Annotated in this window: 10 protein-coding genes; 1 reads left to right on the forward strand and 9 read right to left on the reverse strand. The window is 49.1% G+C overall.

The window, feature by feature from the left end; genetic code table 11:
• The 6 genes from BM318_RS14345 to BM318_RS01525 form a co-directional block, all read right to left on the reverse strand.
• The coding region (locus BM318_RS14345) for a hypothetical protein (protein ID WP_218154976.1) at positions 1-623 on the reverse strand (623 nt) is incomplete at its 3' end.
• A 429-nt stretch (positions 624-1,052) separates the two neighbouring features.
• Entirely contained in the window at positions 1,053-4,313 is a 3,261-nt protein-coding gene (locus BM318_RS01505) for an FG-GAP-like repeat-containing protein (RefSeq protein ID WP_092980111.1), read from the reverse strand.
• A gap of 1 nt (position 4,314) precedes the next feature.
• The gene (locus tag BM318_RS01510; RefSeq protein WP_092980113.1) at positions 4,315-10,008 is read right to left on the reverse strand and encodes an HYR domain-containing protein; all 5,694 of its coding nucleotides are present in this window, start codon (positions 10,006-10,008) and stop codon (positions 4,315-4,317) included.
• Between the two features lie 219 nt (positions 10,009-10,227).
• On the reverse strand, positions 10,228-12,162 hold the full coding sequence (locus BM318_RS01515) for an OmpA family protein (RefSeq protein ID WP_092980114.1): 1,935 nt from the start codon (positions 12,160-12,162) through the stop codon (positions 10,228-10,230).
• Between the two features lie 11 nt (positions 12,163-12,173).
• Entirely contained in the window at positions 12,174-13,085 is a 912-nt protein-coding gene (locus BM318_RS01520) for a PorP/SprF family type IX secretion system membrane protein (RefSeq protein ID WP_245759776.1), read from the reverse strand.
• 45 nt (positions 13,086-13,130) lie between these two features.
• On the reverse strand, positions 13,131-16,580 hold the full coding sequence (locus BM318_RS01525; protein WP_092980118.1) for a T9SS type B sorting domain-containing protein: 3,450 nt from the start codon (positions 16,578-16,580) through the stop codon (positions 13,131-13,133).
• Positions 16,581-16,954: 374 nt separating this feature from the next.
• Here BM318_RS01525 and BM318_RS01530 point away from each other — a divergent pair, with 374 nt between their 5' ends.
• Positions 16,955-18,544, forward strand: coding sequence for a peptide chain release factor 3 (locus BM318_RS01530; RefSeq protein WP_092980120.1), 1,590 nt, complete (start codon positions 16,955-16,957; stop codon positions 18,542-18,544).
• Between the two features lie 28 nt (positions 18,545-18,572).
• On the opposite strand, the gene BM318_RS01535 is transcribed toward BM318_RS01530, so the two are convergent.
• The 3 genes from BM318_RS01535 to rpoC all read right to left on the reverse strand — a co-directional run bounded on the left by BM318_RS01535 (position 18,573) and on the right by rpoC (position 23,631).
• Complete coding sequence (locus BM318_RS01535; RefSeq protein WP_092980122.1) at positions 18,573-18,917, reverse strand: SdpI family protein; 345 nt, start codon at positions 18,915-18,917, stop codon at positions 18,573-18,575.
• Between the two features lie 18 nt (positions 18,918-18,935).
• Entirely contained in the window at positions 18,936-19,247 is a 312-nt protein-coding gene (locus BM318_RS01540; RefSeq protein WP_092980124.1) for a DUF3467 domain-containing protein, read from the reverse strand.
• A gap of 85 nt (positions 19,248-19,332) precedes the next feature.
• Entirely contained in the window at positions 19,333-23,631 is a 4,299-nt protein-coding gene (gene rpoC / locus BM318_RS01545) for a DNA-directed RNA polymerase subunit beta' (RefSeq protein WP_092980126.1), read from the reverse strand.
• Between the last annotated feature and the right edge of the window lies 1 nt (position 23,632).

Below are 23,632 nucleotides of genomic sequence, written 5' to 3' on the forward strand. Positions count from 1 at the left end.
GTTAAAATCTGCTGCACATTTCCAGCTTCATCGGTATAGCTGTAGGTTCCGCCCCCATCGTCGGTTAAGGTGGAAATTGAGGTATCGGTAATGGTAGTTACGTTTCCAGCAGCATCTGTAAAGTCGTAAGTACCGTCTCCATTGTCTACCAGGGATACATTACCAGCCAGGCCGTTGATCTCGTCAATCGCAGCCTGAACATCTGTTGCTCCCAACCCTGAAGTCGTATTGTCATAAGTTACCTCCGCAGCCGTCTGGTCGTCCGTATCTACCTGAGCCGCAATGTCGGCAAGCGCAACACTAACCGAATTACCATCCGAATCCGTCACAACTAAATCCGCTCCAACTACGGCAAAGGTGACATTGGTGGTATTGGTGTCCGTGGAAGTCAATTCCCATGAACTTCCGTTCCAGAAGTAAATAGTCCCGGTATTCGTGTTGACGTAAATATCGCCGGTATCCGCTCCGGTGGGGCTGGTTGCCCCGGGAGCCGTAACGGCCGTTCCGGAAAGGACCTCACAGTTACACTGGTCGGCCAGGTTAACCGTGGTCTGGGAGTAACCAACAGCACTAAAAAGCGCGAAGGCTACCAAGAGGACCACTTGGCGTAAAAATTTTGACATTTGACGAGAATTGGATTCTTGGCTCATCGGTTTGAGATAATTGGAGCTGGTTGGAAATGCCTGAACCGCTCTATCGCTTTGAGGCGTACCCTCAGCACCCAAAATTTTGGGTTGAACCTCCCGAGCTTTCGGAGGAGTTTTGGTTGGTTTGATAGTCAACGGGTTCATTACATGCATTTTAATTCCCTACAAAATTATCCTGATGCCTAAGGGGGGGAAATATTTGTTGTGTACTGGTAAAAATTCACAGTAAAGGCACTTATTCTTGCTGTTTGCATACCCGGAAAAAGCGTGTTTTTCGTCGATCAAAGCCCGATATATCGATGATTCTGAAGGGTATTTGTAGGAAAAAACTGAGGGATTTTTGAACCAAAAACCAACAAAAAAACACCCCGGAATTGAGGTGTTTTTTTTCATGAAATTCCAGCACTAATTCGGATCTACCCGGTACGTAATTCTTCTATTAGTAATCACTCCGGTAACCTGTAGATTCAGCTGAGCTGTATTGGAGAGAACAGGACCACATATATAAGCCAGATTACCGACTAAAACCCTGTAATTCAAGCCATTTTTATCTTCTCTGGGGACATTGATTTGCAGCGTATTGGTAGTGGTCCCTGAGTACTCAGTTCCGTCGCTAATATCGTTCCAACTACTCCCGTCAAATACCTGCCATTGAAAGGTATTGGCACCGTTTGCGGTAACGGAAATGCTGGTGGAACACCCCAGACAAGTCGTTGTATTGGGCGGTTGGGTCGAAATTGTCGGTACATTACTGATTTCCAGGTGGTCAGGGGTACTACTGCTATCCGAATCGGCAGGTGCAGCATATGTAGCAGCTGTCACCAGGCCGTCCGCATCTACTGCTGGGCTACCTGTGCCATATATGCCATCATTATCTGAATCGGTAGTATCGGAGGCATATGCCTCGTTAGGATCAGTACAACCGTCCCCATCGCTGTCTCCATCCAGGTGATCAGCGGTAGTATCGGAATCAGTATCACGGGGTTGACAGGCGCTAAGCGTGAAACGCAAATCATCAAATACCGCATAGTTTTCCGGGGAATCATCTACATAGCCAAATACATAGGCCCTGAAAGTATAGGTCGTATTGGAATCCAGGCGATACTCGGCAGCATCCAACAGGTCAAATACGGCATATCCGGAACCGTCGTCTGTAATATTCAAATCATGGGTCAGGATTTCATAGGTAGCAAATCCATCCGCAGAAATCAGGAAGCTCATGCGGTAGGAATCCCCAACAGAAGGCTGGAACCAACCCCAGGTTATATCCGACAACACAGTATTAATCAATTGATTTTCAGTCGTAAAGGACACTTCTATGTAATCATTATTCGCCAAAGCTTCCCCGAGGGAAACGGCCGTAATATTTCGTATTTCAACGGCGCTATATGGGGCGCTGGCACTAATTCCACTGAAACTCATATTGGTACTTGAAGCCAGTACCCAAGTGGCATAGTCCGGATCCCCAAAGGCATCGATGGCGAGTGTTCCCGAAGGATTATTTAACTCCCAGGCAAAGTAGGAGTTAAAGGCATCCTGCGACTCCGTACAGTCGGTTATACCGTCATTATCGTCGTCCTCATCGCATAAATCATTGATACCGTCGCCATCTGAATCGGTACCTGAAGGATCGGTACATGGCGTGAACAGCGTTACAGTCCCGACATCGTCGAGACCTAAAGCAGGACAAAGGGAAACGGTGGCATCCGTTACGGTATAGGTAAAACTGGTACCCAAAAAGGCAGTGCCTGCACTGTATGTAAAGGTCACCAACCCTGCGTCCGCATCGTCAATAACAACGGAACCTACAGCCGGCTGGGTTATACTTTCAATACTAATTGCTTCGCCGTCCGGTTCATAATCATTATCGAAGAGCGAAATTTGAATCGAAATTGAAGTGGAAGATTCCAGACTTATAAGGTCATCCCCGGCTACAGGAGGATTTACATTTTCAATAATTTCGGCATCCGTGGTCGATAGATCAAAGTGGTTCGTGCCCGGTATGGTTGAAGGCTGGGCAACTGCCGTGGCTATCAGTCGGGTAACTCCCTCGTCCGGATCGTTGAAATTGGGGTACCGAACCTCGATGATATAGGTTTCATTCTCACCCAGCGGCAGGCCAAAATGAACAAGTTCTGGCTGTTGGGTACCGTGACCGAAAACTCCGGCCACCTGACGCAAGCCACTTACGATATTCCCCTCACAATCCTTAATTAATACGTTTGTTCCAATAGCTACGCGTCCTGCAAATCCACCCGTATCCCCGTTAGCGGCGCGATCCTCAGTTACATTGATCAATAAGTGGTTATTCCTATTGGCTGCGGGCAGGTTGTTTATATAGAGCTGATTGGTCCCGCTAATATTCATATAGATATCGAGGTCCCCGTCATCGTCGACATCGATCATGGTAGTTCCCTCCCCATTGCTGGAATTGAAAGTTTCTGAATCCAGAGTAAAAGTCATCGGGCTTCCGCTTCCGACCACCCCAGGAGCGGGTGTAGGGCTGTTGAGCTGGTTGATGTACAGATAGCTCCGATTATTTCCAACCAGTAGAATGTCTATATCCCCATCATTATCGATATCACCACCTGCAAGAGCATCGATCCGGGCACTGGAATTACTATTCGCATTCGAAGGCTGGGGCAGTCCTGGAAATACCCCCGCTCCCATGGCCGTCCAAACGCCCGGGCCATCGTTACGAAATATTTGGGTGATGTCGTTTTCCGTCCAAACGGCGTCCAGATCCCCGTCATTATCGAGGTCCCAGAGTCCATTACCTCCCTTATTATTGTTTCGGGCCTGTGCCAGGTCAGCGCCATTGGTAAAGGTTCCCCCCTGGTTCAGAAAGAAGTCGTTCTCGTCCCGCTTCCGCATGAAAATGTCTACCCATCCATCGTCGTCGACATCTGCGGCCGTTCCATAGTCTCCATCTGTGGCAAACTGATTTAAACCGAATTGCACTACCCCACTGCCATTACCCGGTGTAATGTGTGTAAAGAGGCCACTTGCAGGGGGATTCACTACAGTACTGGTGGTATGATCGATATAATTATTGCGCAAGAGCTCAATCCCATAATTATGTGAGTCGAAGAAAATATCCAGATCCCCGTCGCCTTCAAAATCAAAGAATCCTGCCCCTTCTGCGTTGAGTGGATTTATATTTATAGTATGCCCATTCCGCCCTACAGTAATAGGAGCGGTTCCGCCAACACCGTCTCCAAAAGTCCCCGAAGCGTTTTGAAGGAAGATTTGGAGTGCCGCTGGAGAAGGGTTTCCTCCTGAATTTCCATGACTGGTGATCATAAAGTCAGGGCGCCCGTCATTATTTAAATCCCCCCAGGCTGCCTGACGCTCAGCACGATCCGAAAGCATACCCGGAACCAGTGAGGGTTGCACATTGGTAAAAGTTCCATTCCCATTATTTCGCATCAGGTAGGAACGACGCGAGTTACTATTGACCAGGACAAGTACGTCTTGATCCCCATCCCCGTCGTAGTCTGCCCAGGCATGTCCCCCATCCTTATTGGTTCCCAGGTCGAGGTTAAATGCGGCAGCATTCTCCGTAAAGGTTGTCTGGCCATAGATACTGCCAATACCGCAGCAGAGCAGCAGGAAGCAGCAAATAAGCTTGGAAAGCCCAGATGGAAAACAGTAAGCCCGTTTCATGTTAGTTTGGATTTACACGATAGGTGATTCTTCGATTCGTAATCACCGTACGGGGGCTTACGGTAAGTATAGCAGCGTTTGAAATAACATCCGGACAGCTGACAGCTCCGGAATTGCTTACCAGAACACGGTATTGATACCCACTTTTGTCGATTTCGGGGGAAATTACGGTCAGTACGGCACTGTTAGTGCCCGAATATTCCGGGCCGTCGCTTATGTTTGCCCAACTCGCTCCTGCATTCGTGCTTAGCTGCCATTGGTAGGTATCCGCATTGGGGGCAATTACTGAGAAGCCGGCATTAGTTCCTACAAAAACTGTTGCATCACTCGGTTGGGAGGTGATAGCTATATCATATATGTTTATCTCCTGAGTCACATCGGTTGTATTCCCAGCCGAGTCGGTAATGCGATAGGTTCGGGTAATAATTTCAGGGTTGGATCCGCCATTACTGCTATCGGAAATAAAACTTACCGTGGGCGAACCGCAATTATCCGATTCATCGGTGACTACCGTAGGGTCCGGAGCCGGAACATCGGCCACACAGTAAACATCTAAGGAGCCAGGATTACTTGCCGCTGGAGGCTCGGTATCGGTAACCGTAATATCGAAACTATAGCTGCCGGTGTTCCCGAAGGCATCTGTTACTTCAAAGGTATTGGTGGTTGTACCCACAGGGAAATCCGATCCAGAAGGCAGTCCGGCAGTCTGCACCACCTGTAGGCTGGCAGCAGGACATGCACCACTGCCTGAGGTATCTGCAATGACCAGGGCCGGGATACTAACATCGTCTAACTGGCCGCGATCGGTAGCATTCGTATTGGTGTCAAAATCAAAACGCACCCGGTAATTCCCCGTGAGGGTTACATCAATGGCCGCGGTCTGTGTACTGTTGCTTGAGTACGTTTCCGTATAAACCACAGTTGCTACATCTGCTTCGTCTACCAGGGAAACTGTTAATCTATTGCTATTGCGAGCCTGGCTTATTCGGTGGCTAAACATTATCTGCCCACTTCCATTGAAATACGCGAGCGGACTAATCAAACTCCGCGATTCTGTACTGATTAAATTACTGGTTCGAAAGCTGCTACTTCCATTCAATGCGGATGAGGTAGAAACAGTACTTCCGAAAAATTGCCAGCATTCGGCTATCAAGTCATTACGGCTGGGGACTTCAAAATCTGTTACAAGGGGATATGTCCCGGGGCCGGCAGCGCAATTGTCCGTGGCTCTAGGGAGGGCGTAGGATACATTTGCGGAACACATGCCTGCGTCATTGTTTACTAAAATATCAGCAGGTCCTGTTACAACAGGGTCCTCCACCTCGTTTACCGTTATGGTAAAACTGCAGGTGCTCTGATTACCAGCTGCGTCGGCAGCTGTATATACAACTGTAGTCACGCCGGGTAAGAAGGTATCACCGGAACTATAATTGTTGGTAGAAAGGGTAACACTGCTGCAATTATCCGTAGCAGTTGGAGCAGTCCAGGTAACTACTGCCCCGCAGGTTCCCGGATCGTTATTTACAACAATATCGGAAGGACAAGAAGTGAACACAGGAGCCACACTATCACTAATCGTTACAATTACCCCATCTCCATCGTCCTCGTCATCAGGATCGTCCTCAATATTCAAATCCGTATCCGTATCCACTCCATTATTGGGTGTGCTATCCGGGTCTGCCTTGTCGCTAGCCGTTACCTCAGCTAATAAGGTCTGCGCACCGCATCCATCCGCGGAAGCTACAAGGGTCAGCGTTTGGGTATCCCCATTGTTCATGGCACCGACATCCCACAGCCCGGTAATATCGTTATAGGATCCCTGGGAGGGGGTTGCACTTACATAGGTCAGTCCGGCAGGCAAAAGGCTGGTAACCGTGACGTTGTCGGTTGCCCCTAGTCCATTATTATCTAAGGTAAGGGTGAAGGTTATCGAAGTGCCTGTGTCCGGGTTAGCATTGTTAACACTGGCTTCCAACTCAAGATCGGCCAGGGCGTCTACAGCAAAGGCATTTGAAAATTCTGAGGTGCTACCCCCTACGGTCGCAGTGGCCGATAGTTCGTTACCCATGGATACGCCGGGTGGCATGGGTATAATGAACTCAAATCGATTGGTATTGTCCGTATTTCCATCGGCATCGGTATAGGTAGAACTCCCATTATCCGTATCCGATCCGCTGCCTTCCACAAGGGTGATTAAATAGGTCTGGCCTTCTCCGTAATCCTGGGTATTGCCCAATTGGTTGTCCCCGGCACTGGCGGCACCGGTTGCAATGTCGCTCAAGAAGAGCTCTAGGGTAGCACCAGGCCTGGTCCATCCTCGTAACGTCAGATTGGCGCCATCACTTAACACTTCGTCAAAAACAGGAAAATTCAACAAGTTATTCGATCCGGAATCCGAATCGTTGAGGTCGTTCAAAGTAACGCCATCCCCGCTCAGGTCTATTCCTAGCGCATCCGCGGCTGTACCATTTGCATAGAAGGAGTTCTGGCTGATTGTGTTACCTGTTCCACCCCCGGTAGTAGACAAACCGGCCCCTCCGTTTGAATGGATGACGTTAAAACTAATATCAGAATTACTTCCCCCCAGTTCTATCCCCATATTCTCTGGGGCGCCGCCACAATCTCCGCCATCCTGTCCAGAACCGGTAATTGTATTCTCCGAAATAGTTAGGTTTCCGGAAGAAGCTGCATCAATTCCCAAGGAAGCAGCATCTTCAATAAGGTTCTGTAGAATAGAGATATTACTCCCCCCGGTGATTCGAATATTGTCGTCACAAGCAGCATCCCCGTTAGATGTGATATGATTTAATTGCAAGAGCGTCAACGACCCACCAGAGATAATGACACCTGTATCGGTAACTGTTGCCAGGTAATTTCCGTTCGCTACCAACTGGCCACCAAGTTGTTCAATGGCAAAATCGATATCTCCTGCATTTGCCCCCAGGGCGTTTACACCAACCAGGTTACCCTGTACGCTAAGGGAACCACCATCTACTCTTATACCTGCATTATTGTTGGCATAGACAGAAACATAGCGAATAGCATTGTTGTTACCATCATTGACGATGACATCACCGCCATTCCGGTGTATCTGAATCTCCGGACGCTCGAAAGAAGGCAGGGCAACAGCGGTTGTCCCTACAGTACTCCCTCCGGAACCGACAGTACCCGTATTGGTATCACCGCTATAGGCTGTTTGAGTACGTCCATCGATAATAAGGTTATCCGAGGTCAGGTCCTCTGGATTAATGGAATTATAGAAAATATCGAAATAACCCGAGCCATAGCCGGTATCGGCGGTCCGACCCATAGCATCTCCGGTAGGCGGTATTACAAATATGGAAACATCTTCCCCCGCAGCCGGATCAAAGAGGCTGTTGGCTTCAATATCCAATCCGCTTTCATCCAAATTATTAGCATTGATCAGAAATTGATCAAAAGAACCCTGCCCATCTTCATTGGTGTTTACAATGGCATTAAAATTAAAGCCGAAGTCTATTCCCCCAATTCCCCCACCAGCAATGCTAATGGTACTTATGGTCTGGGCTCCGGTTACGGTCCCTGTCGCTGCGTCTGCGGTTGCTGCCGGGTTAGCACCCCCAACTTCATTCGTAATTTCACTGATGCTTACCCCATTATATGATGTGCGGAAAGTCTGGACGGCGTAGCAAGAGGAACACCCACTGCCTCCGCCGCGGGTAGATTCAACATCCTGGTTCACCACGCGAATCCGATAGGTACCGTCTGACATACCTCCGAAGGAATAATCCCCGTTTACATCGGTTGTGGTAGTAGCCTGTAATACGTTGGCCACGTCGTATAACTCCACAGTTGCATTGGGAATTCCCACTCCAACTGCTGTAGCCCGGTTCCGCCCGCTTCCTCCTGGGTAATTGATATCCTCGAATACCGTTCCCGAAATCAGGTTGGAAGGAACGCGAATGGCTACTGCAGAGGAAATTACCAAATCCTGGCCTACGTCCACGTTGGCCGTTACCTGGGTATCTGCCGGGCCAATGTAGGCCGAGATATCGTAGGTATCCAGATCCAATCCATAGATCCCGGTATTATTGACCCCGCCAATCCCGTCGTAAACTGTTGAATTGTAGGCATTATTACCGGTCTGACCCCCATCCCCGGTAAGTATAAAATTGGCTCCGAGTTGGTTGGTAATCGAAAGTTCTTCCGGGTTTGTAGATCCGGAACTGGATCCGTCCAGGGTTGCATCACCTTCATAGGAAAGGAAGGTAGCTTTACTACCCGCCGCACTGATCGCATAGAAATTATCCAGGGTAAAAGAAGTCCCTGCATTTTGTGTAATATCAAACCCATAATACAGGTTTATGGTCGAGGCTGGAAGGGATGCCTCCTCATAAAATACCATCAGCGACCAGGCTCCCAGAACTGTCGCCGTCCCACAAAAATTGGCAGAATTATCGATTACTAAATCGGTAAGGTCAAATGTATTTGAGGTTGGATTCGAAATCCCAGAAACAATCCCGGTGACATTGGCGATATAGCCGTAGAATTGCCGGCCGGTAAAACCCGCGCCATAGACCAAATCGGCCTGGACATTCTGCCCTTCGAAAGTTACCTCGTTATCCGTCACATAGGAGGAATGGGACCAGAAGAGATAGGCCTCCTTTACGGTCGCTCCAGCGGGAATGGCATCAGTCAAAGTAGCCGAGGAGGTGGTTGTGATTGCACAGGGATCGGTATTGTTATCTGCAGTACGGAAGGTTCCTCCGGCGGTGGAATAATTGTAATTACCACTGAGGTTTCGATAAAGGGATAGGGGTACATCGTCCAGGATAACCTCATCATCCGTTATGCTAGCGGTACCCGTATCGGTAATAATCACTGAAGGATCTGAACTTGCCGTAAGGCTTAGAACGAAGGTTTCCACCGCTTCGAATAAACTATCGTCCAGTAGGGTAATGGTAACCGTTTCCGTATCGCCGGATGTTCCATTAAAACTTAAGGTACCCGTAAGCGCGGTATAATCATCACCTGCAGTAGCGGTCCCATCTGAGGTGGCAAAATCAACAGTAAACGGTCCGGATGCATTCCCATTGGTATGGGTTACCGTGAATGTAGCGGTACCATCGTCTTCATTGACCGCGATATCATCAATAACCATACTGGGGCCGTAAGTAGCTGTGAACAGTACGTTGTCCACAAATACTTCTTCACTACCACCCCAGTTGGTATCTCCCCGATAAAATATAATCGCTGGATTGGATGCTATTTCCGCCGCGGTCAGCGTGTAATTTACCGTACCCGTACCCCCTGTAATATTTGAGATCAAGTTCCAGAATCCGGTCGAAGAATTGTAGATATATACCTGGAGGGTTTCGTCACCGATATTGTTCGCATTATAGCTGACGCTTAAATCTACATTGCTGGCCCCGGCCAGGGGTACAAACCGATAAATAAACCGATTATCAAGATTGCGAAAGCGCAATTGGTTAGAGACTACCCGGATATTCCCACCGGTAGCAGATCCATCATCCCCGGATTCGATCCAGTTGGAGCTGAAATTCTGGGAACCGTCATTGTTGTTGTAGGCAGCGCTGCTGAACTGATCCAAAAAGGTTTCCTGACCGCTAATTTCGTTTGGCAACAGGAATGCCAGGAGCAAAGCCGATATCAGCAGAAAAAAATGAGTAGATGGAATGGAATTCCATTTGGGCATGTCAGGTCACTTAAATCGCAAATGCCTAAGGCATCCGCTAATAAACAAATGTAACCGACTGAGCTGGCGAGCTTAAACTTTTGTTGTGAACTGGGAAATTCCCCTAGCGAAGTGAGCCAATAGAGGAGTGAAGATGAAATAAATCCATGGATTTCAGGGCTGCATTTTATCGATTACAGCCCTGAAACAGGATATTCCGAAAGGTTTGAAACTTGGTGATTACTCCTGAATAATGAATTCAGAACGGCGGTTTTCCTGGTGCTGTGCCTCGCTGCAACTTACCCCATCCTCACAGCCATTAATGAGCTTGGATTCCCCGAATCCTTCACTGGTCAGGCGATCTGCGGGAATGCCCTTGGAAATCATGTAGGCAACCGTTGCCTCCGCGCGCTTTTGACTCAGCCATCTGTTGTATGCATCCGGTCCACGGGAATCCGTATGCGAATTTGCCTTGATTTTAAGGCTGGGATACTTCTCCATGGCAGCTATTACTTTTTGCAGTTCCACCTCCGCATCGGGCCGGATCTCGTATTTATCGAAATCAAAATATATAGTGCTGAGCTGCAGTAGTTTAAACAAGTCGTCTCCAAAGCCGCCTGTTACCGTTTCCGGCTCCAGATAAAAGTCTATGATTCGCGGTTTTCCATCGGAGGGTTCCAGGTATTCCTCAGCGGGAACATACCCTTCACGGGAAGCCCGGACAAAATTGATTCTGTTACAATCCAAGGTGAGTTCAAAGTTGCCTTCCCGATCGGTAATTGCGGAGCCCACTTCCTGGTTGTTCTCGTCGATTACCCGAACAGTAGCCCCGGGTAGTACTTCATTGGTTACTTTATCCCGAACAGTACCCGTTATCAGCTGAATGCATTCAAAATTTAGCGGGCGGTTCTCCACAAAACTGTAAATGTCATCTGATCCTTCGCCATCGGCGCGGCTGGAAGCGAAATACCCGATCCGGGTATCTCCCTGGATAATGTAGGTGAAATCGTCTGCAGGGGAATTAATCGGCCTGCCCACGTTCAATACTTTCCCGCTATACGGCAGGTAGGCCAGTTTCGTAGCAAAAACGTCCAGGCCGCCAAGACCAGGATGTCCTTCCGAAGAAAAGTATAGGATGCTATCCGAAGAAATAAACGGGAAGGTTTCTCTTCCGGCGGTATTAATCTTAGGCCCCAGGTTTTCTACCTCGCCAAAGGTACCGTCTTCATTTATGCGGGAGCGAAAGATATCGGATTCCCCCATGGTTCCGGGCCTGTCAGAAGCGAAGTATAAAAATTTACCGTCCGGACTTATCGCGGGGTGCGCTACCGAAAAACTATCATCATTGATGGGAAGCTCTTCCAGTGGCCCCCAGCCCAGGCTGTCATTGCGCTGAATCCTGTAAATTTTTAGTCGGGTTATCCCCTGATCGTCCTTCCCCTTTTTCTTGCCTTCCAGGGTATTGGTACGGGTAAAATAAAGGGTGCTGCCATCGGGTGAGAGGGCCGTTGTCGATTCGTGATAACGACTGTTGACTACATCGAGTTTGCCCACCCTAGCCTGAGCACTGTCAGTATGGATCTTATAGATATCCAGGAAATCCTGGCCATTCCAGGTGTGGCGGTAACGTGCCAGGTTACCCGTATCCCGATCGGAGGAAAACAGGAGTCCCCCATCGTAGAAGGCCGGTGCAAAGTCTGCATATTCAGAATTGTACTGAAAGGGAGCCGGGGTATAACGCCCGGAATTCTCTTCTATTTCCGCTAAATAATCCCCCTGGGCTTCGAATTGAATAGCCCGGGAATCATTACGCGTCACCGCTGCGAAGCGTTGCATAATTTCTTCAGCTTTCTGATAATCCTCCACGGATTTCAGCGCTTGCGCATAGCGAAAGAGGTACGCGGGAGGAAGGTCTGGACCGTATTCCTCCATCAGACGCCCATAGATTTCAGCGGCCTGGGTGTAGTCGGCATTGAAATAATAGGTGTCTCCCAATTTGCGCAACAAATCTTCTGATTGATACCCTCGATCCAGTACTTTCTGGTAAATATCCTGGGCAGGTTTAAAGGAATACGACTCGAAATTCTGGTTGGCGCGGTTAACACGACCCTGCTGGCCCTGGGCGATAAAGATCCCGGCTGCTAAGGCTACTAAAATGCTTAATTTGATTTTCATGTGTCGAACCATTAAAAGAATCTCGGAGATACGAGGCGTTCATATGACTTGATCAGCTCCCAACGGAGGAACAACTCAAAAGAACCATCGTTAAATTGCGATGCCCCTAATTCGGTCACTTCCCGGTCATAGGCGAGGCCTACCATAAGTTGTTGGTTGAGTTGGAAGCCCACCAGGGCACTAATAGCTGCATCCCAGCGATAAGCCGCTCCCAGGGAAAACTTATCGTTAAACAGGAAACTGGTCGATAAATCGAGCTGCAGGGGCGCGCCACTGACTACCTTAGTCAACACAGCAGGTTTGAATTTGATATTTCCTCTTAAATCAAAGACATACCCGGTTATCATGTAAAAGTTAATCCGGTCTACGGACAGGAAGTTCTCATCTGCGCCTGCTGCATTATCGAAGTGTTCCGACTCCAATAAATTCGGAGCCGATAATCCCGCGTAGAATTTATCGGTATGATAGTACATCCCGAGTCCGAAATTCGGTGCAAAACGGTTATCGATGTTATCGGCGTCGATCGTTTCCTCCTGAAAGGTAGCCAGACCATTAAAATCCAGACTCAGTAAGTTTCCACTCGCCATCAATCCAAAAGAGAGCTTGGCATCCCGGCTTACATCGATGGTATAACTCACCACCGCATCCAGATACGTTTCCTGAACTACCCCATCCCCTATATTGTCATTGACAATGGAGATACCATATCCTACCCGGGAATTCCGGATTGGTGAATGCAAATTGAGTGTAAAGGTTTCCGGAGCCCCATCTAATCCAATCCACTGCGAACGATACAGGGCCGCAATACTCAACTGACCCCGGGAACCCGCATACGCAGGATTCACGCTCATGGTATTATACATGTACTGGGTGTACTGCGCATCCTGTTGCCCGAAAATTGGGCTCAGCGCGCATCCCAACATTAAAAGCAGGCTAAGGCGAAAATTCTTGGTCATCATGGGTAGGTATTAACGATTCTTGTTCCCCAGGTAGAGATATCCGCTCAGGGTGAATCGCTCCTGATTTAACTCGTACTCAAAGATATAATAATATACACCCGACGGCAGGAATTCCTCCACGTTTATCGTTGAACGCCCGCGGGAACGTCCGTCGAATACATTATTGATATTGTTGTAATTAGTACCCTCATACACCGCAATTCCCCAGCGGTTATAAATTTTGAGACTGTTGTTGGTCGTGCGATCAACATTGTCTATCCAGAGGAATTCGTTGGTTCCATCGCCGTTCGGTGTGATCAGCTCAAAGACGATAATTTCGCCATCGGGTTGATCCGGGTCCAGATAGTCGGGAGTCCCATCATTATCGAAATCGTCATTGGTTGGATCCCCGTTGTTATCGGCGTCTTCTTCCATGGTAGGAATACCGTCCCCATCGTCGTCTACATCCCGGTAGTTCACATCCTCGGTGCCGTCGGTATCGGGCAGGTCGGTGGCAGGATTGTCTATTTCGTCATTGACATCGAAGTCGTCGTTGACGTCGCTGCCTTCGTACCCGTCGTCCAGGCCATCAAAATCAGAATCTGATCCGGTAAAGGTCTGATCCGGGATACCGTCAAAATTAAAGTCGTTCCCCTCATTGTTATCCGGTACAGTGTCGTTGTCGGAATCTGAATCCAGATAGTCGGGCGTACCATCTCCATCCGAATCCACAGGATCAATCCCGTCGGGAATGTAAGCCGAGTTCAAACCGTCATTTGCCGCATAGGTAGCCTCGTCATCCGGGTTGGGTGCGACATAGGTAAAGGTTGGCTGCGCTTCCACATTATCAGGGATTCCGTCGTTGTCAGCATCGATATCCAGGTGATCCGGGAAGAGGTCGCCATCTGAATCCTGGGGATTCGTAAGCGGGTCATTATCTCCGTCGGTATTCGGATCCTCCACGGTATCCAGGATTCCATCGTTGTCGTCGTCGATATCCTCAGAATCGGGTACCCCGTCGCCATCGGTATCCGGGCCCATAGGAGAATCAGGATCCAGGTAATCCGGCGTGCCATCCTCGTCCGAATCATCGTTAGTCGGATCTCCGTCTTCGTCCACGTCCTCATCCGGGGTATCAATATCGTCGCCATCGTCATCAATATCGCGATAGTTCACATCTTCGGTACCATCGGTATCCGGCAGGTCATTGGCAGGATCGTCGATCTCGTCATTTACATCAAAGCCGTCGTTGACATCGCTGCCTTCATAGCCATCGTCCAGGCCATCCCCATCCGTATCCGTACCTGTAAAGGTCTGGTCGGGGATACCGTCGAAATTAAAATCGTTCCCCTCATTATTATCGGGTACCGTATCGTTATCCGAATCCAAATCCAGATAATCTACAGTTCCGTCTTCGTCGGTATCAACAGGTGTAATTCCCTCATCTCCACTGCCTTCGTAGGCATCGTCAAGACCATCGTTATCCGAATCCATTCCCGAAGGCGCCACATAACCGTCGGTCGTCTGAGCTTCTACATTATCCGGAATACCATCATTATCCGCGTCAATGTCCAAATGGTCCGGAATACCGTCTCCATCGCTGTCCAGCGGATCGGTCAGCGGATCGTTGTCACCGTCGGTATTTGGATCCTCAAAAATGTCCAGGATCCCGTCGTTATCGTCATCGATGTCAATGGGGTCAGGCACGCCATCCCCATCGGTATCTACAACCTCAGGGTCCAGATAATCCGGAGTGCCATCACCATCGGTATCATCATTGGTAGGATCTCCGTCCTGGTCAACATCTTCGTCAGGGGTATCCAACTCATCCCCATCATCGTCAAAGTCGCGATAGTTGACATCCCCTTCCTGATCGGTATCGGGAAGGTCGTTGGCCGGATCGTCGATTTCGTCGTTGACGTCAAAACCGTCATTCACGTCTTCACCTTCGTAACCGTCGTCCAAACCATCTCCGTCGGTATCGTTTCCGGTAAAGGTATCATCGGGGACACCGTCGAAATCAAAATCGTTTCCTTCGTTGTTATCGGGAACCAGGTCATTATCGGAATCCGGATCCAGGAAGTCGGGCTCATCCGTACCATCGGTATTTACCGGATCAATTCCTTCGTCACCAGCACCTTCATAAGCGTCGTCCAGACCATCTCCGTCAGTATCGTTCCCACTAGGTGGAACATATCCGTCGGTAGGTTGTCCTTCAACGTTGTCAGGGATTCCATCGTCATCGGAATCGATATCCACGCGATCCGGCAGACCATCTCCGTCGCTATCCACATCCTGGCCAAAATTCACCGTTTGTGGGTTTACAAAATTTTCCAGGCAGGAGAACTGTATTCCCGATTGCCGTGCTACACCAGTCCTGAAGTCAGAATCGATAGAAGCCTGAATCCCAAACCGGAATACGAAGGTGGAAATATCCACAAATTCTACCGCGAGATTGACGCTGGGATTCTGATTGGAAATTCCGTCGTATTCCTGGGTCCCCCCACTGATGAGCAACCCACCTTCAGTAGCCGTTACAATGATCTCTGTTGGATCATCGAAGGTATAGCTAGCCGGGGTATCGAAGCGGTTGAATTCCTGATAATCCGGATTACCATCCACATCCAGGAAATTGGCGATCAATTCCGGTAAAACTACTGCAGTATTGGTGCCACTACTAACTAAAGTAAGGCGCAGATCCGCAAATGGCCTGCGCTGTGTGGGCGTTGTTGTAAAGAAGATCTCCGGCTTAAAAAATTCCGGATCAATGGCGTTCTGGTCCAGGGTGGAAATTTCCGCTCCCTGTAATTCTTCAATTTCAATCAAGGCATCAATGCCATCGGCAATATTGGGTATCCGATAAACGGAGCCTACCTGAAACGCATCGCCGGTCTCTAGAACCGCCGGTTGGTCAAAACTCAGATCAGGTACCGTCTCACAGTCAAAATCCGTGCTGCGCACGCTGGATTCAATCCCATCGAGTATTCCGTCATTGTCCGAATCCGGGTCCCGATAATCCGGTACGCCGTCCGATTCGGTATCTATCGGTATTAAACCTTCCCCGGCACCAGGGCTGCTTTCAAAAGCATCGTCCAGGCCATTCCCATCGCTATCGACACCGGAAGGCTCGATTATTTCGGTTGCACGTTGTGCTTCTACCGTATCGGAAAGTCCGTCATTGTCAGAGTCCGGATCCTGATAGTCAGGAATCTTATCTCCGTCGGTGTCCGTTGGGTTCGTCGCCGGGTTATTATCTCCGTCCGTATTGGCATCCTCGAGGATATCCAGGATTCCGTCCCCATCATCGTCGATATCGTCCTGATTGAATATACCGTCACCATCGATGTCCAGCAGGCCGGGATCGGCTTGTTGAAAGGCAAAAACCGAAGTAGTGGAAAAGCTTAGGAGTAATAAAAGGATAAAAGGAATCCAGCTGGAAACACGCTGATTCCATGTAGGTTGTAGGGTAGTGTTCTCCATAGTTGAGCGTTTAGACTTGAAACGGTCACCATGGCAATTAATCGGTTAGGTCAATCTTAGACTTGGGGTCTTAGGTAACACGCAAGATAGGGGGAAACTATCGCTCCGCCAATTATTAAATCCGGAAAAACGCTGCTACTCTTTCAATGACTATATTATTCGTTCAATTACCTATTCGGCCATATTTCAAAGGGTTGCGCAGCAGCTAATTTGTCGTAATTCTTAAAATAGCCCGGAATCCTATCGATAAAAGCAGCCCATTGAACGATTGATTCTTTCACGGTTCATTTGAGCAGCGGGCACACGTGAGATTAGACCCGCAAGGGATTCAATGGTCACCATTTTTATGGTATTTTTGCCCAAAATTTTTCTTCTTGAGCTTTAAATCGGAAATCGCCAAACGCAGGACCTTCGGCATTATATCTCACCCTGATGCCGGGAAAACCACCCTTACGGAAAAGCTACTCCTTTTTGGGGGCGCCATCCAGGAGGCCGGGGCTGTAAAGAGCAACAAAATCAAAAAAGGAGCCACCAGTGACTTTATGGAAATCGAGCGGCAACGGGGGATCTCCGTGGCTACATCGGTATTGGCTTTTTATTATAAAGACAAGAAGATCAACATATTAGACACGCCGGGTCACAAGGATTTTGCGGAGGATACCTTTCGAACGCTTACGGCCGTAGACAGTGTCATTGTGGTAATCGACGTCGCCAAAGGAGTCGAGGAACAGACCGAAAAACTGGTGGAGGTTTGCCGGATGCGACAGATTCCAATGATCGTTTTTATCAATAAACTCGATCGCGAAGGGAAAGACGCCTTTGACCTCATGGATGAGGTGGAACAAAAACTTGGCTTAACCGTTACGCCCCTGAGTTTTCCGATAGGAATGGGATACGATTTCCAGGGGATTTACAACATCTACGAAAAGAATATTCAGCTTTTCCAGGGAGGTACTAAAAAGAAGGTCTCGGACAGCATAGCCTTTGAGGATGTAAACGATCCCGGTCTTGAAGAACTCATTGGGGAAAATGCCGCTGTCGCCCTCAGGGAGAACCTGGAACTGGTTGAGGGCGTTTACCCGCCATTCGAGCGGGAAGCCTACCTACAAGGGCAGTTACAACCCGTTTTCTTTGGATCGGCCCTAAATAATTTCGGGGTACGGGAACTCCTGGACTGTTTCGTCGAAATAGCCCCTCCCCCGAGGCCGAAACAAGCCGAAGAACGCGAAGTAAAGCCCGGTGAAACAGAAATGAGTGGGTTCGTTTTTAAGATCCACGCCAATATGGATCCCAAACACCGGGACCGCCTGGCCTTCATCAAGATAGTCTCGGGTACCTTTGAACGCAACAAGCCCTATCAACATGTACGGCTGGGGAAAAACCTGAAGTTTTCAAGTCCTAACGCCTTTTTCGCCGAGAAAAAGGAGATCGTGGATACCTCCTACCCCGGGGATATCGTGGGACTTCACGATACCGGAAACTTTAAGATTGGGGATACCCTGACCGAAGGTGAAAAACTTAACTACAAGGGAATCCCTTCCTTCTCTCCGGAGCATTTCCGCTATATCAACAATGCCGACCCCATGAAAGCCAAGCAACTCAATAAAGGGATCGACCAGTTAATGGACGAAGGGGTGGCTCAATTATTTACCCTGGAGATGAATGGTCGTAAGGTGATTGGAACGGTGGGGGCGCTTCAGTATGAGGTTATTCAATATCGCCTGGAACACGAATACGGAGCCAAATGCACCTACGAGCCCTTCCCGGTACACAAGGCGTGCTGGGTACAACCTACGGACGCAGAAAGCGACGAATACAAGGACTTTCTTCGTGTTCGCCAGAAGTACCTGGCGCGGGATAAACGCAATCAGTTGGTTTTCCTGGCAGATTCTGCCTTCTCACTCCAAATGGTACAACAGAAATATCCTGGAGTTAAGCTACACTTTACTTCGGAGTTTGAATAGTGCCTTATCGTGAGGTCTTAACCAATACCTAAGAATCTTCAGGGAATTTTTCCCGCAAGGCGCGCTCGGTGGCCACGAAGAGATGAATACAAACCGCCAACGGGAGAAAAAGGCCCGAAAGGATGGCCAGTAATACCGGTAGTTCAAAGAGGCTGCCAAATAAACCGAGTGCCAAAAGTACCAGTCCCCAAAGGGCTACCAGTTTTCCGGAAAATTTTTGGGCAAAATCCCAGTGCTCCTGAGATTTTTGTGAAGCAGCCGTCCGATACCCGTACCACCAGTTTCTCTTTTTAGGGGGAAAGCGATAAAGGATATAACCGGAAATAGCGAAGAGCAAGCCCGTTAAGCCACAGGTGATCAATATTGGCTGCACAGCGACGAACTTCTTGGTTTAAGCCTCCCCGGTAGGTCCGAAATTCAGGGGGATTGGCGGTTGATCATAGTCCTGAATAGTTCCATGGGCCTGTTCAAACCGCTGTACGTTTTCACCCAGGGCTTTCAGGAACTTTTTGGCGTGTTGCGGGGTAAGTACAATCCGGCTTTTAACCTTGGCCTTTGGCCTTCCAGGCATGATGCTGATAAAATCGACAATGAACTCGGAAGCCGAGTGATTAATAATCGCCAGGTTGGAGTAAACCCCTTCTGCCGTTTGCTCGTCGAGTTCAATATTTATCTGTTGCTGTTTCTTTTCTTTTTCCGCCATTGCATTGTTGTTTCAGGAATTGCTGAACAGTTTCAGCATTTGCTAAAATAAAAAAACCCCCGGCGTTTGCCGGGGGTTGTTCTATTTAGAATTTCAGCTCTTCTTTCCGAGCCATGATTTCCTCGTATTCCTCTTTGGAACCGACGATTATAGAATCGTAATCCCGCATACCGGTACCGGCAGGGATCTTGTGACCCACAATCACGTTTTCCTTGAGGCCTTCCAGGGTATCAATCTTACCGCTAACCGCAGCTTCGTTGAGTACCTTGGTGGTTTCCTGGAAGGAAGCCGCCGAGATAAAGGATTTGGTCTGCAGGGAAGCTCTTGTAATTCCCTGAAGGATTGGTGTTGCCGTTGCAGCAACAGCATCCCTGGCCTGAACCAGCACCTTATCCCCTCGCTTGAGGATGGAATTCTCATCCCTGAGCTCACGCAGCGTTACGATCTGCCCCGCTTTCAGGTTTTCGGATTCCCCGGCATCGGTGATGACTTTCTTGCCATAGAGTTCATCGTTTTCCCGGATAAAGTCGTCCTTGTGAACCAGTTGGTTCTCGAGGAAGATACTGTCTCCCGGATCCTGAATCTGAACCTTACGCATCATTTGGCGTACCACTACCTCAAAGTGCTTATCATTGATCTTCACCCCTTGTAAACGGTATACCTCCTGAACCTCATTCACCAGATATTGCTGTACAGCAGAAGGTCCTTTGATCGCCAGGATGTCTTCCGGGGTAATGGACCCGTCGGAAAGTGGCATTCCTGCGCGAACATAATCGTTCTCCTGAACCAGGATCTGATTGCTGAGTTTTACCAGGTATTTCTTCACCTCGCCCGTTTTGGATTCGATGATGATCTCACGGTTTCCGCGTTTGATCTTCCCGAAGGAAACTACCCCGTCAATCTCAGAGACAACTGCTGGGTTCGAAGGGTTACGAGCTTCGAACAATTCGGTAACCCGTGGCAGACCCCCGGTAATATCCCCGGCCTTCGCAGACTTTCTTGGGATTTTCACCAGGATCTTTCCTTCGTCGATCTTCTCCCCGTTGTCCACCATCAGGTGGGAACCAACCGGCAGGTTGTATGAACGAAGGATTTCTCCCTTCTTATCCTTGATATGCAGGGTTGGGATGAGCTTTTTGTTTCGGGATTCGGTAATAACCTTCTCCTGGAATCCGGTTTGCTCATCGATCTCGACCTGGAAGGTCGTACCCTGTTCGATGTTTTCATATTCAATTTCCCCGGTAAATTCGGAGACAATGACCCCGTTATAAGGATCCCACTGGCAGATCACATCGCCTTTCTTCACCTTGGCTCCGTTCTTGATGAACAGTTGGGATCCGTAAGGGATATTGTTGGTGCTCAGGGTAATTCCCGTCTTGGCGTCTACAACTTTAATCTCAGAGGTTCGGGAGATTACGATTTCGACCTTCTCACCTTCGGCATTCTTACCGTTAACGGTTCTCAGGTCTTCAATCTCAGCAACCCCATCGAATTTAACCTCGAGCTTACTCTCTTCGGAGATGTTACCTGCAATACCTCCCACGTGGAATGTACGCAGTGTAAGCTGAGTTCCGGGCTCCCCAATCGATTGGGCAGCTACCACTCCAACAGCTTCCCCGCGCTGAACCATTTTATTGGTCGCAAGGTTACGGCCATAACACTTGGCACAGATACCTTTTTTAGCTTCACAGGTAAGCGGAGAACGCACTTCGATACGCTCAATCGGAGAGGCTTCGATCTTTGGAAGATCTTTCTCCATGATTTGCTGACCAGCAGTGAGGAGCAATTCCTCTGAAATCGGATCGTACACATCGTGGAGGGAAACCCGTCCGAGGATACGCGCTCCAAGGGATTCTACAATCTCCTCATTTTTGCGCAATGGCTCCACTTCGATTCCTCGCAGTGTACCACAATCCTCCTCGTTGATAATAACATCCTGGCTAACATCTACCAAACGACGGGTCAGATACCCGGCATCGGCAGTTTTCAGCGCCGTATCCGCAAGACCCTTACGGGCACCGTGGGTAGAGATAAAGTACTCGAGGATCGACAGCCCTTCCTTAAAGTTGGAAAGGATCGGGTTCTCGATGATTTCTCCACCTCCTGCGGTAGATTTTTTAGGCTTGGCCATCAGTCCGCGCATCCCGGTAAGCTGACGGATCTGTTCCTTAGATCCACGCGCTCCGGAATCGAGCATCATATACACCGAGTTAAAGCCTTGCTGATCCTCGCGGATACGTTTCATGGCCAACTCAGTAAGCATTGCGTTGGTGGAAGTCCATACGTCAATAACCTGGTTGTATCGCTCGTTGTTGGTGATCAGACCCATGTTGTAGTTCATCATGATGCCGTCGACCTGCTCGTTGGCGTCGTCGATCATCTCGTGCTTCTCCTTTGGGATAATGATATCTCCCAGGGAGAAGGACAATCCACCGCGGAATGCGAACTCATACCCCATGGTCTTGATGCGATCCAGGAATTCTGCCGTTGTTGGCACATCGGTTACCGCCAGAATGTTACCAATAATATCCCGCAGGGATTTCTTGTTCAATACGGCATTGATGTATCCGGCTTCTTCCGGTACTACAGAGTTGAATAACACACGACCTACAGTAGTTTCCACCAGCATTGGCACTAACTCTCCGGCCTCGTTGAAATCCTTCACACGGACTTTGATGCCGGCGTTGAGATTTACGCGCTCTTCATTGTACGCAATCTCCACTTCCTCAGGGCTGTAGAAGGTCAGGCCTTCTCCCTTAACGGGTACCTCTTTGGTAGATTTGCGCTCTTTGGTCATATAGTACAGTCCAAGTACCATGTCCTGTGAAGGAACGGTGATTGGAGAACCATTGGCCGGGTTCAGAATATTATGGGAAGCCAGCATCAAGAGCTGAGACTCCAGAATAGCTTCCGGACCTAATGGCAGGTGAACCGCCATCTGATCCCCATCGAAGTCCGCGTTAAAGGCGGTACAAACCAGTGGGTGCAGACGGATCGCCTTACCTTCGATAAGCCTTGGCTGGAAGGCCTGGATACCCAGACGGTGCAGGGTGGGGGCCCGGTTCAGCAGAACAGGGTGCCCTTTCAGTACATTTTCCAGGATATCCCATACTACAGGCTCCTTCTTGTCGATAATTTTCTTGGCCGATTTAACCGTTTTGACGATTCCGCGCTCGATGAGCTTTCGGATTACAAAAGGCTTGTACAGCTCTGCCGCCATATCTTTTGGAAGACCACACTCGTAGAGTTTCATCTCCGGTCCTACAACGATTACCGAACGTGCAGAATAATCCACACGCTTACCGAGCAGATTCTGACGGAAACGTCCTTGCTTACCTTTCAGGGAATCGGAAAGGGATTTAAGCGGACGGTTGGATTCTGTCTTAACCGCAGAAGCTTTACGGGTGTTGTCGAAGAGGGAATCCACAGCTTCCTGCAGCATTCGCTTCTCGTTCCGTAAGATTACTTCTGGCGCTTTGATTTCCATCAGGCGCTTAAGACGGTTGTTCCGGATAATTACGCGACGGTACAGGTCATTGAGGTCAGAGGTAGCAAAACGTCCTCCGTCCAGCGGTACCAGTGGGCGCAGTTCCGGTGGAATAACGGGGATCACTTTCATGATCATCCATTCCGGATTATTCTCACGGTTGTCCTGGGACTCCCGCAGGGCCTCGACTACCTGAAGGCGCTTCAAAGCCTCGGTCTTCCGTTGCTTGGAAGTTTCGGTATTGGCCTTGTCACGGAGCTGATAACTCAGCTCTTTCAGGTTGATTCGGGACAGGAGGTCAATCAGACACTCCGCTCCCATTTTGGCGATAAATTTATTTGGATCGGTATCCTCCAGATATTGATTCTCTGGTGGGATGGTCTCCAGGATATTCAGGTATTCCTCCTCGGTCAGGAAATCCATTTTATTGATCTCCTCCCCGTCAGGACCCTTGGCAATACCGGGCTGAATAACCACATACCTTTCATAGTAAATGATCATATCCAGCTTCTTGCTGGGTAGTCCCAGCAGGTAACCAATTTTGTTTGGCAGGGAACGGAAGTACCAGATATGCGCAACAGGAACCACCAGGTTAATGTGGCCAACGCGGTCGCGACGTACCTTTTTCTCCGTTACCTCAACCCCACAACGGTCACAAACGATTCCGCGGTAGCGGATACGCTTGTACTTTCCGCAGGCACATTCGTAGTCCTTAACAGGTCCGAAAATACGCTCACAGAAAAGCCCGTCCCGCTCCGGCTTATGGGTGCGGTAGTTGATTGTTTCAGGCTTAAGGACTTCCCCCCGGGATTCGGCTAGGATCGCCTCAGGAGAGGACAGACCGATGGAAATCTTATTAAACCTTTTGACTTGTGTATTATCCTTGAATCGAGCCATT

Origin of the sequence: Robiginitalea myxolifaciens (genome assembly GCF_900115205.1) — a bacterium.
GTDB lineage: Bacteria > Bacteroidota > Bacteroidia > Flavobacteriales > Flavobacteriaceae > Robiginitalea > Robiginitalea myxolifaciens.